Raw genomic sequence first — 14,692 nt, 5'->3', positions numbered from 1 at the left:
TATATTGTTCCTAAGATTGTTGACAAAAGCGTTGACGTTAAATCCCGGGGTCCTTAACGTCATCGGCACCTTCGGGTCCGCCGCGATAGCGCCGCACCGACCCGTCCCCGCCGAAGCTCCCTCAGGGACAGAGCTGTCCCGGACGAGAGGAATACCCCGATGTCCTCCCCAACCCCCGCCACCGGGGCCCGCAGCAGCCGGCTCGCCCTGCTGGTCGTCGGTCTGTGCTGGCTGGTCGTCCTCTTCGACGGCCTCGACATGTTCATCTACGGCTCCGTCCTGCCGCACATGCTGGAGACCGGGGCCCTCGGCATCGATCCGGGCAAGGCCGGTGACATCGGCTCCTACGCCACCTTCGGCATGCTGATCGGCGCGCTGTCCTCCGGCACCATCAGCGACTGGGCGGGCCGCAAGAAGACGATCGTCGTCTCCACCGCCGTCTTCTCGCTGGCCTCGGCCGTCTGCGCCGTGGCGGGCACCCTCGGAGTCTTCGGTCTCGGCCGCTTCCTGGCGGGCCTCGGCCTCGGCGGCCTCCTGCCGAGCGCCATCACCCTGGTCAGCGAGTACGCCCCGCGCGGGCGCGGTGCGCTGATAGTCGGCTCCCTCATGACCGCCCACCAGGCCGGCGGCATCGTGGCCGGTTTCGTGGCGCTGTGGACGGGTGACTGGCGCGTGTCCTTCTGGATCTGCGTGATCCCGCTCCTCATCGGCGTACCGCTGGCCGTCAGGTACCTACCCGAGTCCCTGACGTTCCTGCGGGCCAAGGGGCGTACGGACGAGGCCCGGGCGCTGGCCGAACGGTACGGCGTCGAGATACCCGCCCCCACCGGCACACAGAGGCGCCCGGCCGGCACCGAACGCTGGAGCGCGGTCGCCGCCCTGTTCCGCGGCGGCCTGTGGGTGCAGACCCTGTTCTTCTGGCTGGCGTCCTTCGGCGGACTCCTGCTCGTCTACGGCGTCTCCCAGTGGCTGCCCTCGATGATGCGCGCCGCCGGATACGACCTCGGCTCCTCGCTCGGCTTCGTCATCGTCATCAACCTCGGCGGCATCGTCGGCATGATCGTCGGCGGCAGGCTCACCGACCGGTTCGGCGGCGCCCGCATCGGCGCCATCTGGTTCGGCGCCACCGCCGTAGGCGTCTACCTGCTCAGCGTCCACATGCCACTGGCCGTCACCTACATCGTGGTCTTCCTGACGGGCCTCTTCCTCTTCAGCGCCCAGGCCATGATCTACGCCACGGTCGCCGCCCGCTCCGACGACGACAACCGCGCCACCGCTGTCGGCTGGACCTCGGGGATGGGCCGCTTCGGCGCGGTCTTCGGCCCCTGGCTCGGCGGCCAGCTCCTCGCCACGGGCTCGACCACCACGGGCTTCACCGTGTTCGCGGCGGCGGGCGTCTTCTCCCTGATCTTCATCGCCCTGACCGGCCTGCCCTCGGTGAAGCACCCCACGAACAACAACCCGCCCCAACCGGCCTCCGCGACGGGCTGACTCCCGACGCCGCCGCACCTCCGCTGTCAGTGGCTGTCCGTACGCTGCCAGAGACTGCGGAACAAGCGGTCGGCTGTACGGGCGTGCGCGCGAAAGCCTCTCGCCCCCTCGTCACAGGGAGGAAGCATGCTCGGGGCGATCGCGACCGTCCTCACCGCCGTCATCGCCGCATGGGCGACGCTCAGGGCGCGAAGGAAGCGGGGAGGGGAGGTCACCCTCGTCGACGTCTCGGTGGGCGAGGGAGAGGCGGTCCTGGCAGAGCCGGGAGCCGACGCGCAGCTGCTCGGCGAGATAGCTCCGGACCGGCCCGTCCTGGACATCGCGGTGCGCAACGACGGTGACCGGAAGGGCTTCGTCCGACGCGTGCACGTGGAGCTGAAGGGGCTGCTCTACGTCCCTGCCCTCGATCCCCCGGCAGTGCTCAGACTGCCGGGGGCGCCGGTCAACGCGCGCATAAGGGCCCAGGAGCGACGACTGGGGCCCAGCGGCTCGTACGCCGTCGACTTCCCTCTGGCGGAAGGCAGCTACAGCAAGACGGTCAACCAGGAGGTCGACGCAGGCGACGTGGACCGATTCGTTCTGTCTCTCGTGTCGGGGGAGGCTGAGCAGGGCAAGGACTTCTACCAGGTGCGCCTGACGCTGGACGGCGGCAGGGGCGGGAGGGCGAGAAAGCGGGTGACGTCCGACCCCATCACGGTGCTGGCGTACGGGCCGCCGTCCTGGGAGAGCCCCGAAGTGATCGAAGAGCGCCTCTCGTCGATCGCCGACAGGGTCCGCGAGGAGGCACCGCAAGGCAGCGCCGAGGTCACGGTCCTCTTCAACGCGATCGTCCATCCGAACGCAACAGGGATGGAGGACTACGTGTCGTTCTACGAGGACAAGCTCAAGGTCCTGGCAGCGGCACTGCAGGCATGCCTGAAGCACGTCGCCGACGAGACGCATATCAGAAGGTGGCTCGACGCATTGGAGCGCGACCTCATACGCGTCGAACAACTACGCCAGCACGCGGCTGAGCTCCGAGCTTCCGGCCGTCATCCCTGACATCGACCTGGTGCGTAATCGCGGGCCTTGGGGCGGAGAGCATCGACCGATCGGCGAGCCGGAGCTCACCATGATCCGCAGCCGGCCCCGGAAACACAGGAAGGGCCTGATCCACTCAGTGGATCAGGCCCTTGACCTGGTGTTTCAGCTGTCGGGGTGGCGGGATTTGAACCCACGACCTCTTCGTCCCGAACGAAGCGCGCTGCCAAGCTGCGCTACACCCCGATGTCCACCGATTGTCCCGGCGACATCGATTACTTTAGCCCACCCGCGCCCGGAGGCGAAATCCGGTTTTGCCTGGCGCGGGCGGGCCGGGTGTCTCAGTCGCGGGGCGTCAGCGTCAGCAGGGTCGCCTCGGGCGGGCAGGCGAAGCGGACCGGGGTGTAGCGGTTCGTGCCGCAGCCCGCCGAGACGTGGAGGTAGGACCGCCGCTCACCGACCGTATGGCCCGAGAGGCCCTTCACCCGGTCGGTGTCCAGGTCGCAGTTGGTGACGAGGGCGCCGTAGAAGGGGATGCAGAGCTGGCCGCCGTGGGTGTGACCGGCCAGGATCAGGGAGTAACCGTCCGCCGTGAAGGCGTCCAGGGAGCGCAGGTACGGGGCGTGGACGACGCCGATCGAGAGGTCCGCGTCCGTCTCCGGGCCGCCGGCGACCTCGGCGTACCGGTCCCGCTTGATGTGGGGGTCGTCCAGGCCGGTGAAGCCGATCTCCAGCCCGTCGGCCTTGATGCGGCCCCGGGTGTTGGAGAGGTTCAGCCAGCCGGCCTCGTCGAAGGCGTCCCGCATCGGCTCCCACGGGTTGTGGACCACGCCGACCGCCGGTGCGTTTCCGTTGAGCCCGTGCCTGCCCTGAGTCTTCTCCAGGAGGTAGCGGACCGGGTTGCGGAGCTTCGGGCCGTAGTAGTCGTTGGAGCCGAAGACGTAGACCCCGGGGAACTCCATCAGCGGCCCGAGCGCGTCGAGCAGCTCCGGCACCGCCTCCGGGTCCGAGAGGTTGTCGCCGGTGTTCACGACGAAGTCCGGCCGCAGCCCCGCCAGCGACTGCAGCCAGGCGCGCTTCTTGCGCTGGCCGCTCACCATGTGGACGTCCGAGACCTGGAGCACGCGCAACGGGCGTGCTCCGTGCGGGAGTACGGGAATCGTGACCCGGCGGAGGCGGAACGAGCGTGCCTCGAATCCGGCCGCGTACACGAGACCGGCGGCGCCGACCGCTGCGCCGACTGCCGTGACTTTCAGGGGTACTCCGTAGCGTGCGCGCATGGGCCCATCGTCGCAGAAACGGTGCGGCGGGACGAAAACAGGCGGGCGTCAGGTGCCCCGTACCTGTCACAATCGCCGCATGACCACGCTCAAGTCCAAGCTCAAGGAAGACCTCACCACGGCCATGAAGGCGCGTGACGAGCTCACCTCGTCCACCCTCCGGCTCACCCTGACCGCGATCACCAAGGAAGAGGTCAGCGGCAAGACGTCGCGCGAGCTCTCCGACGACGAGGTGCAGAAGGTGATCGCCAAGGAGGCGAAGAAGCGCCGTGAGGCGGCCGAGGCCTTCGCGCAGGGCGGCCGGACGGAGCAGGCCGAGCGCGAGAAGGCTGAGGGGGAGCTGCTCGACGCGTACCTGCCCAAGCAGCTCTCCGACGACGAGCTGGACGTGATCGTCGCGCAGGCCGTCGAGGAGGCGAAGAGTGCCGGTGCCGAGGGGCCGCGGGCCATGGGCGCCGTCATGAAGATCGTCAACCCCAAGGTCGCGGGGCTCGCCGACGGCGGCCGTGTCGCCGCGACGGTGAAGAAGCTGCTCGCGGGCTGAGGAGCAGACCCACGAAGGCCGGGCGCACACGAGTCGGCACACCGAGGCGGACGCGCCAGGGCCGACCTAGGAAGGCCGGCGCGCGAAGGTCGGCCCACGAAGGCCGACGCGCGAAGGCCGAGGTACGAAAGCCGGTGCACCGAGGCCGGTGCGCGAAGTGCGAAAGCAGGCGTACGAAGGAGGGGCGCCCCCGAGCCGGGGGCGCCCCTCCTTTCTCATGCCGCCGTCACGCGGCCCGGACGGTCAGGGACCGTTGCCGCCGCGCCCGCGGCCCTCGTTCCCGCCGATGAAACCGGGCGGCAGGGTGATCCCGCCGATCGGGTCCGCACCCGGCTTGTCGTTGTCGTCGTCGTTCCCGCGGTTACCCTCGCCGCGGCCCTTGTCCTTCTCCTTGTCCTTCTCCTTCTCCTTGGCGCGCGGCACCGAGATCGGGTTGAAGGACGGGGTCTCCGAGGCGTTCAGCGCGCCGGTCATCGCGGTCTTCCAGATGGGGCCGGGGAGACAGCCACCGCAGACCTTGTCGTAGTACTGACCACCGATGGTGATGTCGTACATCTTGGTGGTCTTCTCGCCGATGTCGTCGCCGACCCAGACCGCGGTGGAGAGGTTCGGGGTGTAGCCGACGAACCAGGCGTCGAGACGGTCGTTCGTCGTACCCGTCTTGCCCGCGTTGTCGCGGTCGGTCAGGCCGGCCAGGGTGCCGGTGCCGTCCTCGACCACGCCCTTGAGCATCTGGCTGATCGTGTCCGCCGTCGACTCGCCCATCGCGCGGGAGCACTTGCTCTTCGGGACGGCGATCTTCTTGCCGTCCGGGCCGGTGATCGAGTCGATGGCGACCGGGGTGCAGTACGTGCCCCGGTTGGCGAACGTGGCGTACACGGACGCCATCGAGAGCGGGGTGCTCACCTCGCCGCCGAGGGTGATCGAGGCGTGCTCCTCGATCTCCTTGCCGTCGCCGCGCTCGTAACCGACCTTCTTCGCCATCTCGACCGTCTCGCAGAGACCGGCCTTCTGCTCCAGCTTGGCGAAGTAGGTGTTGATGGACTTGCCGAGCGCGCTCGTCATGTCCCAGCTGCCCTTTTCGGACTCCAACTCGTTCTGGAGGTCCCAGTTGCTGCTGCCCGTCGGGGCCCCCGCACAGGTGCGGAAGGAGTTCAGCGGCAGCGAGATCTTCCAGTCGGTGGCGTAACTCTCCGCGGGGCTGATGCCCTTCTCCAGGGCCGCGGCGGCGGTGATCGGCTTGAAGGTCGAGCCGACCTGGAAGCCGTAGGTGCTGCCGCCCATCTTGTTGCTGACGGCGAGGTTGAGGACCGTCTGGTTCTTCTTCTGGTCCAGGCCGTACGGCCGCGACTGGCCCATCGAGAGGATCTTGCCGGTGCCCGGCTCGACCTGCACCACCGAGGCGGCGACCTTGTCGTCCTTGTAGACCTTCGAGGTCGCGGCCTCGTCGGCGGCCTTCTGCGCGCGCGGCGAGAGCGTGGTCCTGATGGTCAGCCCGCCGAGGTTCCAGAGCTTGGCGCGCTCCTCCTGGGTCGCCCCGAAGGTCGGGTCGGTCAGGACGGTCTTGCGCACGTAGTCGCAGAAGAAACCGGCACCGCTGACGGCCGTGATGCAACCGCTGTTCGGCTTGCTGACCTTCAGCTCGAGGGGACTGGCGATGGCCTTGTCCGCCTCGTCCTGCGTGATGTCACCGACGGCGGCCATGCGCTGCAGCACGGTGTTACGGCGCTTGGTCGCCTCCTCCGCGTCGTTGACCGGGTCGTAGCGGGTCGGTGACTGGACGAGGCCGGCCAGCATCGCCGCCTCCTCCAGCTTCAGGTCCTTGGCGTGCTTGGAGAAGTACCGCTGCGAGGCGGTCTCGATGCCGTAGGCCTGCTGCCCGAAGAAGGTGATGTTGAGGTAGTTCTCCAGGATCTTCTTCTTGCCGAGCTCTTCCTCGACCTGGATCGCGTACTTCAGCTCACGGACCTTGCGGCCCAGCGTCTGCTGGGTGGCCTCGGCGACCTTGTCCGGGTCGTCGCCCGCCTCCTCCACGAAGACGTTCTTCACGTACTGCTGGGTCAGCGTCGAGGCGCCCTGCGCGGCACCGCCGGCCTGCACGTTGCGGTTCATCGCGCGCAGGATGCCCTTGAGGTCGACGGCCCCGTGCTCGTAGAACCGCGAGTCCTCGATCGCGATGATCGCGTCCTGCATGTACGGGGAGATGTCCTTGAGCGGGACGACGGTGCGGTCGCGCGAGTAGTCCGTCGCGATGAGCCCGCCCTCGTTGTCCAGGATCGTGATCCGCTGGCTCAGCGGCGGAGTCTTGAGGTTGGAAGGGATCTCGTCGAATCCCTCGACCGTCCCCTTGGCGGCGAGCCCGAGTGCGCCGGCGGCCGGCAGCGCGATGCCTGCCAGTACCGCTCCGGAGAGCGCGGCGACACCGAGGAACTTGGCGGCCTGCTGGGTCGTCGTCAGACCCCCGCCTGAGCGCTTCTTTGGCATGGGGGCAGCCTACGTTCTCATTCGCCGGACACGCGTATAGGCCTTGGCCTAAGCTGCTCTCAACTGTCACAGCAGTCCGATTTTGTATCAACCCCCTTGCACGACCCTCAACAGAATTCGGCCACCTGCCGAGGCGCTCCCGAATTCGCCTCTTATGTCGCTGAATGTCTGTTGTGACTTGGGGTTTCTGTCCCGATTCGGTCGGGAGGGTCGCGCATGTCCCTGCATCACTCCCCTGGGTGATCTGCCGCGTACGCATAGTCCGTTCGGGCCATTCAAGATTGGGCCCGAAGGGGGTGTTGTGCTGTGCCCACCTTCCGTAACGTCCTCAACTGGCAGCGGTGAATATGCCGCTGCCGCCGTGGGGGAGCCTCGATTCGGGAGAGGACGGCGCCGGCATGGGCTGGGTAACCGACTGGAGTGCGCAGGCAGCCTGCCGCACTACCGATCCGGATGAATTGTTCGTACAAGGGGCAGCGCAGAACAGGGCCAAGGCGGTGTGCACCGGTTGCCCGGTGCGGACCGAGTGCCTGGCCGACGCGCTGGACAATCGCGTCGAGTTCGGCGTGTGGGGTGGGATGACGGAGCGGGAGCGCCGCGCACTGCTGCGCCGACGTCCGACCGTCACGTCCTGGCGCCGTCTGCTGGAGACCGCGCGCAGTGAGTACGAGCGGTCCACAGGCATGCTGCCCGCAGCGGTGGGCCTGGATGACGGGCTGCACGACGACGGCCTGCACGACGACGAGCTGCACGAGACGTTCGCCGCGGTGGGGTGAGCGGGCGGGCGCCCGCGCGGACCGTCCCGGCGACGCCCGCCGGTGGTCCTACGCGTCCCCGGCCGGCGTGGAACCGGAACCGGTCGCGAGCAGTTCCCCGATGGCCCTGAGGCCTGAGAGGTCGTGCACGTCACCCGGCAGCGCGGCCACTTCGGCCACCGGGACCTCGGGGTGGAGCGCGGTGAAGCTGTCCCGCGTGTGCTGCTCGCGCGCGACGACCTGCATCCGCTCGGCGTGCAGCCGCAGCAGCCCCGCGGTCAGTTGCTCGATGGATACGTCGGCGGACCCGGCGTCCGTGCCGGGACGGCTTGCTTCCGTTTCCGTGCCTGTGGATGGTCCGGACGGGTCAGTCGACTTCCGGCCACGGCCGCGCGCCCCGGAAGGCTGGGGCTCAGGGGTGTACGTCGTCCGGTCGTGCTGGGGCGGCTCCTGCGGTGACGGCTCGTGCGGGGCGTGCTCGGTGCCGCGCTCGGGGGAGAGCGGCGGCTCCGGGGCTTCGGGAGAGGTGGGTGACACCGGGTCCGCCGGGTCACCAAGGCCAGCCTTCCCGGCCGTCTGATCCACAATGCCGGCGTCCTCAAGATTTTCTGCGGCCGCCAGCGCCCGCTCCGAGGAGAGCCGTGCGGCCTCGCTGCCGTGCACCCGGTTGAGGACGAGCCCGGCCAGCGGCATCTCCTCCGCGGCCAGCCGTTCCACGAAGTAGGCGGCCTCGCGCAGCGCGTCCCGCTCCGGCGTGGCCACCACGAGGAACGCCGTACCGGGCGCCTGGAGGAGTTTGTACGTCGCGTCGGCCCGGGTACGGAATCCGCCGAACATGGTGTCCATCGCCGCGACGAAGGTCTGTACGTCACGGAGGAACTGCCCGCCGAGCAGTTTGCCGAGCGTCCCCGTCATCATCGACATCCCGACGTTGAGGAACTTCATCCCGGCCCGCCCGCCGATCTTCGCCGGGGCGATCAGCAGCCGGATGAACTTCCCGTCCAGGAAGGAGCCGAGACGTTTCGGCGCGTCCAGGAAGTCCAGCGCGGAACGGGAGGGAGGGGTGTCGACGACGATCAGGTCCCACTCGTCGCGGGCCCTCAGCTGGCCGAGTTTCTCCATGGCCATGTATTCCTGCGTGCCCGCGAACCCGGCCGACAGCGACTGGTAGAAGGGGTTCTCCAGGATCGCGCGGGCCCGCTCGGCGTCCGTGTGCGCCTCGACCGTCTCGTCGAAGGTGCGCTTCATGTCGAGCATCATGGCGTGCAGTTCGCCCTCGCCCTGGATGTCCTCGACCCGGCGCGGGATGTTGTCCAGCTGGTCGATGCCCATGGACTGGGCGAGCCGGCGGGCCGGGTCGATGGTGAGGACGACGACCTTGCGCCCGCGCTCGGCCGCCCGTACGCCGAGGGCCGCCGCGGTCGTGGTCTTGCCCACGCCGCCGGAGCCGCAGCAGACGACGATACGGATGTCCGGGTCGTCCAGGAGCGCGTCGGTCTCCAGTCCCGGAGCGATGTCCACCGCGGTGTCCGCTGCGATGTCCGCTGCGATGTCCGTGCCCGGTGTCATGACCCCACCCCTCGTCCTGAGCCGCGCCGCTTCCCGCCCCGGGGTGTCTGCCCCGCCGCGTCGGTGGCCCCGTCGCCGACGCCCTGCTTGCGGAGCTCCTCCGCCAGCTCGTGCAGCGCGGGCAGGCTCACTCCCTCGCCCATCAGCGGGAGCTCGGCCAGGGGCAGTCCCAGCCCGGCCAGCACGGTGCGCTGCTCACGCTCCAGGCCGACGCGCTGGGCATGCTCGGCGGCCTGCTCGACGAGCGGTCGTACCAGCCCGGCGGAGCCCGTCACGCCGGCCCGGGTGAGCGTCTTCGCGATCTCCTTGCGGCGGCCCCCCGACGCCGTACGCAGCGCGTCCTCGTCCAGCAGATGGGGCCGCACCATGTTCACGACGACCCGGCCCACGGGCAGTTCGGCCGCCCGCAGCTCGGCGATGCCGTCCGCCGTCTCCTGGACCGGCATCTCCTCCAGGAGCGTCACCAGGTGGACCGCGGTCTCGGGGGACTTCAGGACCCGCATCACGGCCTGCGCCTGATTGTGTATGGGGCCGATCCTGGCCAGCCCGGCCACCTCGTCGTTCACGTTGAGGAAGCGAGTGATGCGGCCGGTGGGGGGAGCGTCCATGATCACGTAGTCGTAGACGAACCCGCCCTGCTTGTCCTTGCGGCGTACGGCCTCGCAGGCCTTCCCGGTCAGCAGGACGTCCCGGACCCCCGGGGCGATGGTGGTGGCGAAGTCGATCGCGCCGAGCTTCTTCAGGGCCCGGCCCGCGCTGCCCAGTTTGTAGAACATCTGGAGGTAGTCCAGGAGGGCGCGCTCGGCGTCGATCGCCAGCGCGTGGACCTCGCCGCCGCCGGGCGCCACGGCGATCCTGCGTTCCTCGTAGGGGAGTGGCTCGGAGTCGAAGAGCTGGGCGATGCCCTGCCTGCCCTCGACCTCGACGAGGAGAGTGCGCCTGCCCTCGGTCGCGAGGGCGAGCGCGAGTGCGGCGGCGACCGTGGTCTTACCGGTCCCGCCCTTGCCGCTGACGACCTGGAACCTGCTCACGTCTTCGAGCCTAACCAGTCGGCAGGCAGGCTACGCACGAGGCCGCATGTGCCAGGCATTACAGTCGGCTCATGACCAAGTGGGAATACGCGACCGTGCCCCTTCTCGTGCACGCGACCAAGCAGATTCTGGACACCTGGGGCGAGGACGGCTGGGAGCTGGTCCAGGTCGTTCCCGGCCCGAACAACCCCGAGCAGCTCGTGGCCTACCTGAAGCGGGAGAAGCCGTAGTGGCGGGCGCCGTCGAGGCGAGGCTCGCCGAGCTCGGCCTGGCGCTCCCGGACGTCGTACCGCCGCTGGCCTCCTACCAGCCGGCCGTGCGGTCAGGGGTGTACGTCTACACCTCGGGCCAGCTCCCGATGGTGGACGGCACGCTCGCGGTGACCGGCAAGGTCGGCGCCGAGGTGACCGCGGACGAGGCCAAGGAGCTGGCGAGGACCTGCGCGCTGAACGCCCTGGCGGCGGTGAAGTCGGTCGCAGGTGACCTCGACCGGATCGCACGCGTCGTGAAGGTCGTCGGCTTCGTCGCCTCGGCCACCGACTTCACCGGCCAGCCGGGAGTGATCAACGGCGCGAGCGAGCTGCTGGGCGAGGTCCTGGGCGACAAGGGCGTGCACGCACGCAGCGCCGTGGGCGTCGCGGTGCTGCCGCTGGACGCGCCGGTCGAGGTCGAGGTCCAGGTCGAGCTCGTCGACGCCTGACCCCGCACCCGCCCGATCCCGTATCTGTCCGATCCCGTCCGGTCCGCGCGACCGGGCGGGATCAGTCATGTGCGGCCCCTTTCACGGGAGGATGATTCATGTATGGGGCATGCATCGGCGCCCCGGGGGCTCTCGAACATCGGCGCGGTTCCGGATAGCCTCCGGCCATGTCGAACGGTCAGTGGTATCCACCGGAATGGCCCGCCCGGATCAGGGCCCTCGCCAGCGGCGAGCTGACGGCCGTACCCCCCAGGCGCGCGGCCACGGTGATGCTGCTCCGGGACGACGCGTCGGGGCCGGGCGCCGCGGGTCCCGCCGTCCACATGCTGCGCAGGCGGACCTCCATGGCCTTTGCCGGGGGCGCGTACGCCTATCCGGGTGGCGGGGTCGACCCGCGCGACGACGACCACCTCGTCCGCTGGGCCGGACCGTCCCTGGAGACCTGGGCCTCCCGGCTGGGCGTCGGCACGGCCGCGGAGGCCCAGGCCGTCGTCTGCGCAGCGGTCCGTGAGACGTACGAGGAAGCGGGCGTCCTGCTGGCCGGGCCGACCGCCGACACCGTCGTGAGCGACACCACGGGCGCCGACTGGGAGGCCGACCGTGAGGCCCTCGTCGCCCGGGAGCTGTCCTTCGCCGGGTTCCTGGACCGCCGGGGCCTGGTGCTGCGCTCCGACCTGCTGGCCGCGTGGGCGCGCTGGATCACCCCGGCCTTCGAGCCGCGCCGCTACGACACCTGGTTCTTCGTGGCCGCCCTCCCGGAGGGCCAGCGCACCCGGAACGCCTCCACCGAGGCCGACCGGACGGTGTGGATCCGGCCCGGCGACGCCGCCGACGGCTACGACAAGGGCGAACTGCTGATGATGCCGCCCACCGTGGCCACCCTGCGGGCGCTGAGGCCGTACGGGACGGCCGCGGAGGCGGTGGAGGCGGCCGACCTCCAGGACCTGGCTCCCGTGCTGGCAGAGGCCCGTATGGAGGGTGACGAGCTGGTGTTGAGCTGGCCGGGCCACGAGGAGTTCACCAAGCACGTCCCGGCGGGCGGCGACGCACACCGCCCGGCGGCGGCCGACGGCACCGACGGGACCTCTTCATGAGCGACGCGGCCGCATTGCCGGGCCAGCCCCGCGGCGGAGTCCTCTCCGGGCCCGCCACCACCCGTACGGTCAACGTCCTGGCCCCCAACGCCTCGGCGATGACCCTGGACGGCACGAACACCTGGATCGTCGCGGAACCGGACTCCGACCTGGCCGTCGTCATCGACCCGGGGCCGCTCGACGACACGCATCTGCGGGCCGTCATCGACACCGTGGAGCGGGCGGGCAGGCGCGTCGGCCTCACGCTCCTCACGCACGGACACCCCGATCACGCGGAGGGCGCCGCCCGGTTCGCCGAACTCACCCGTACGAAGGTGCGCGCCCTGGACGTCGCGCTGCGCCTGGGCGACGAGGGGCTCGCGGCCGGCGACGTGATCACCACGGGAGGGCTGGAACTCCGGGTCGTCCCCACCCCGGGGCACACCGCGGACTCGCTCTCCTTCCACCTGCCGGCCGACCGGGCCGTCCTGACGGGCGACACGATCCTCGGGCGCGGCACCACGGTCGTCGCCCACCCGGACGGGCGGCTCGGGGACTACCTGGACACCCTGCGGCGGCTGCGCTCGCTGGCGGTCGACGACGGGGTGCACACGGTGCTCCCGGGGCACGGACCGGTGCTGGAGGACGCCCAGGGCGCCGTCGAGTTCTATCTCGCCCACCGGGCGAACCGCCTGGCCCAGGTGGAGACGGCCGTCGAGGCGGGGCACCGCACGCCGGCGGAGGTCGTGGCGGCCGTGTACGCCGATGTGGACCGCTCGCTCTGGCCGGCGGCGGAGCTGTCGGTGCGGGCGCAGCTGGAGTACCTGACCGGGCACGGCCTGATCTGACCCGGACCGGCCCGGACGCACGCGAAAGGCCCCACCGGACGGTGGGGCCTTTCGCGTGCGTCCGGGCCGGCCGTGGCCGCTCGGACGGTGCGGGGGTCAGCGGGAGCGCTTCGCCAGCCGCTCGACGTCCAGCAGGATCACGGCGCGTGCCTCGAGCCGCAGCCAGCCGCGGCCCGCGAAATCCGCGAGCGCCTTGTTGACCGTCTCGCGGGAGGCGCCGACCAGCTGGGCGAGCTCTTCCTGCGTCAGGTCGTGGACGACGTGGATGCCCTCCTCGGACTGCACGCCGAAGCGGCGCGACAGGTCGAGGAGCGCACGGGCGACGCGGCCCGGCACATCGGAGAAGACCAGGTCGGACATCTGGTCGTTGGTCTTGCGCAGACGGCGGGCGACGGCCCTCAGCAGCGCGGTGGCGACCTCGGGACGGGCGTTCAGCCAGGGCTGGAGGTCTCCGTGGCCGAGGCCGAGGAGCTTGACCTCGGTCAGCGCGCTCGCGGTGGCGGTGCGCGGGCCCGGGTCGAACAGCGACAGCTCCCCGATCAGCTCGCCGGGGCCGAGGACGGCCAGCATGTTCTCCCGCCCGTCGGGAGAGGTGCGGTGGAGCTTCACCTTGCCCTCGGTGACCACGTACAGGCGGTCCCCGGGGTCGCCCTCGTGGAACAGCGCGTCGCCGCGTGCGAGGGTCACCTCACTCATCGAGGCGCGGAGCTCCGCGGCCTGCTCGTCATCGAGCGCCGCGAAAAGCGGGGCGCGCCGCAGAACGTCGTCCACGAGTTCTCTCCTTGTCGGCCTGTTCAGGGAAGCGTGGTTTCCATGATGCCGGACGGTAAAACAGTGCGATCGATCACAAACCAGTTTGACGCACGGGCGTGCCGGACCCTACGGCAGGGGGCCGATCGAGCGTGGATACGCGGTGACCGGGGCGGATGTCAGCCCCTGGCTCTAGGCTGGCCGGGTGTCCGTAACGCCGGTGAGAGCGCAGGCCAAGGGGGCTGATGGGGTGTCGGGAGACAGGAATTCCGCTGTGGGCGAACAGTCCGTACGAAGTAAGAAAAAAGCCGCGAAACGTCTGGCCGGGGCAGCGGGCAAGCCCGCGAAGCCCGAGTCGCATCTCGCGATGGTCCGCCGTGCCCGCCGTATCAACCGCGAGCTCGCCGAGGTCTACCCGTACGCCCATCCCGAGCTGGATTTCCGTAATCCCTTCGAGCTCCTGGTGGCCACGGTCCTCTCCGCCCAGACCACCGACCTGAGGGTCAACCAGACCACCCCGGCGCTCTTCGCCGCCTATCCGACGCCCGAGGACATGGCCGCCGCCGTGCCCGAGAAGCTGGAGGAGATCATCCGGCCGACCGGGTTCTTCCGGGCCAAGGCGCGGTCCCTCATGGGCCTGTCGGCCGCGCTGAGGGACGACTTCGGCGGAGAGGTCCCCGGCCGCCTGGAGGACCTCGTCAAGCTGCCCGGCGTGGGGCGCAAGACGGCCAACGTCGTCCTCGGCAACGCGTTCGGTGTTCCCGGCATCACCGTGGACACCCATTTCGGCCGACTGGTGCGCCGCTGGAAGTGGACCGAGCAGGAGGACCCGGAGAAGGTCGAGGCCGAGGTCGCCGCGATCTTCCCGAAGAGCGAGTGGACGATGCTCTCGCACCGCGTGGTCTTCCACGGCCGCCGCATCTGCCACTCCCGCAAGCCCGCCTGCGGCGCCTGCCCGATCGCCCCTCTCTGCCCGTCCTACGGGGAGGGCGAGACGGACCCCGAGAAGGCGAAGAAGCTCCTGAAGTACGAGATGGGGGGCTATCCGGGGCAGCGCCTCAGCCCGCCCCCGGACTACCCGGGCAGCCCCGCACCCCCGCTGGGAGCCGGGTGACCGGCAGCCCTGCGGATCCGCACGGAACGAAAT

14 protein-coding genes and 1 tRNA gene are annotated in these 14,692 nt (G+C 70.1%); 9 read left to right on the top strand and 6 right to left on the bottom strand.

What is annotated here, in order from left to right:
* Positions 1–159 precede the first annotated feature (159 nt).
* Both ACZ607_RS25015 and ACZ607_RS25010 read left to right on the top strand, forming a co-directional pair.
* The gene (locus ACZ607_RS25015; RefSeq protein ID WP_469737984.1) at positions 160–1,491 is read left to right on the top strand and encodes an MFS transporter; all 1,332 of its coding nucleotides are present in this window, start codon (positions 160–162) and stop codon (positions 1,489–1,491) included.
* Positions 1,492–1,617: 126 nt separating this feature from the next.
* Positions 1,618–2,532, top strand: coding sequence for a hypothetical protein (locus ACZ607_RS25010; RefSeq protein ID WP_469737982.1), 915 nt, complete (start codon positions 1,618–1,620; stop codon positions 2,530–2,532).
* A 151-nt stretch (positions 2,533–2,683) separates the two neighbouring features.
* Here ACZ607_RS25010 and ACZ607_RS25005 read toward each other — a convergent pair.
* Positions 2,684–2,757, bottom strand: a tRNA-Pro gene (locus ACZ607_RS25005).
* 95 nt (positions 2,758–2,852) lie between these two features.
* Positions 2,853–3,791 carry a metallophosphoesterase gene (locus ACZ607_RS25000; protein ID WP_469737980.1) on the bottom strand — a complete coding sequence of 313 codons (939 nt, stop codon included), beginning with the start codon at positions 3,789–3,791 and terminating at the stop codon, positions 2,853–2,855.
* A 79-nt stretch (positions 3,792–3,870) separates the two neighbouring features.
* Here ACZ607_RS25000 and ACZ607_RS24995 point away from each other — a divergent pair, with 79 nt between their 5' ends.
* On the top strand, positions 3,871–4,335 hold the full coding sequence (locus ACZ607_RS24995; protein WP_469737979.1) for a GatB/YqeY domain-containing protein: 465 nt from the start codon (positions 3,871–3,873) through the stop codon (positions 4,333–4,335).
* A 243-nt stretch (positions 4,336–4,578) separates the two neighbouring features.
* Here ACZ607_RS24995 and ACZ607_RS24990 read toward each other — a convergent pair whose 3' ends face one another.
* Positions 4,579–6,819 carry a transglycosylase domain-containing protein gene (locus ACZ607_RS24990; RefSeq protein ID WP_469737978.1) on the bottom strand — a complete coding sequence of 747 codons (2,241 nt, stop codon included), beginning with the start codon at positions 6,817–6,819 and terminating at the stop codon, positions 4,579–4,581.
* Positions 6,820–7,217: 398 nt separating this feature from the next.
* On the opposite strand from ACZ607_RS24990, the gene ACZ607_RS24985 reads away from it, so the two are divergent.
* Positions 7,218–7,595: a WhiB family transcriptional regulator gene (locus ACZ607_RS24985; RefSeq protein WP_202076055.1), complete on the top strand. Its 378-nt coding sequence runs from the start codon at positions 7,218–7,220 to the stop codon at positions 7,593–7,595.
* A gap of 48 nt (positions 7,596–7,643) precedes the next feature.
* On the opposite strand, the gene bagB is transcribed toward ACZ607_RS24985, so the two are convergent.
* Entirely contained in the window at positions 7,644–9,143 is a 1,500-nt protein-coding gene (gene bagB, locus ACZ607_RS24980; protein ID WP_469737977.1) for an ATPase BagB, read from the bottom strand.
* Positions 9,140–10,174: an ATPase BagA gene (bagA, locus tag ACZ607_RS24975; protein ID WP_469737976.1), complete on the bottom strand. Its 1,035-nt coding sequence runs from the start codon at positions 10,172–10,174 to the stop codon at positions 9,140–9,142. Before bagA ends, bagB begins: the two co-directional genes overlap by 4 nt.
* 71 nt (positions 10,175–10,245) lie before the next feature.
* On the opposite strand from bagA, the gene ACZ607_RS24970 reads away from it, so the two are divergent.
* From ACZ607_RS24970 to ACZ607_RS24955, 4 genes are all read left to right on the top strand, one after another.
* Positions 10,246–10,404 (top strand): DUF4177 domain-containing protein, encoded by a 159-nt coding sequence (locus tag ACZ607_RS24970; RefSeq protein ID WP_019992579.1) that lies wholly within the window; start codon positions 10,246–10,248, stop codon positions 10,402–10,404.
* On the top strand, positions 10,404–10,874 hold the full coding sequence (locus ACZ607_RS24965) for a RidA family protein (RefSeq protein WP_469737974.1): 471 nt from the start codon (positions 10,404–10,406) through the stop codon (positions 10,872–10,874). Before ACZ607_RS24970 ends, ACZ607_RS24965 begins: the two co-directional genes overlap by 1 nt.
* 167 nt (positions 10,875–11,041) lie before the next feature.
* Positions 11,042–11,968 (top strand): NUDIX hydrolase, encoded by a 927-nt coding sequence (locus tag ACZ607_RS24960; protein WP_469737972.1) that lies wholly within the window; start codon positions 11,042–11,044, stop codon positions 11,966–11,968.
* Entirely contained in the window at positions 11,965–12,795 is an 831-nt protein-coding gene (locus ACZ607_RS24955) for an MBL fold metallo-hydrolase (protein WP_469737970.1), read from the top strand. The genes ACZ607_RS24960 and ACZ607_RS24955 overlap by 4 nt, the downstream gene beginning before the upstream one ends.
* Positions 12,796–12,891: 96 nt before the next feature.
* On the opposite strand, the gene ACZ607_RS24950 is transcribed toward ACZ607_RS24955, so the two are convergent.
* Positions 12,892–13,566 (bottom strand): Crp/Fnr family transcriptional regulator, encoded by a 675-nt coding sequence (locus tag ACZ607_RS24950; RefSeq protein ID WP_031090867.1) that lies wholly within the window; start codon positions 13,564–13,566, stop codon positions 12,892–12,894.
* Between the two features lie 298 nt (positions 13,567–13,864).
* Here ACZ607_RS24950 and nth point away from each other — a divergent pair, with 298 nt between their 5' ends.
* Positions 13,865–14,659 carry an endonuclease III gene (gene nth / locus ACZ607_RS24945; RefSeq protein WP_469738540.1) on the top strand — a complete coding sequence of 265 codons (795 nt, stop codon included), beginning with the start codon at positions 13,865–13,867 and terminating at the stop codon, positions 14,657–14,659.
* Positions 14,660–14,692: the final 33 nt, after the last annotated feature.

The organism is Streptomyces sp. NPDC104381 (assembly GCF_055583745.1).
Note: the sequence above shows the minus strand (reverse complement) of the source record. Positions and strands in the feature narration are given on the sequence as shown.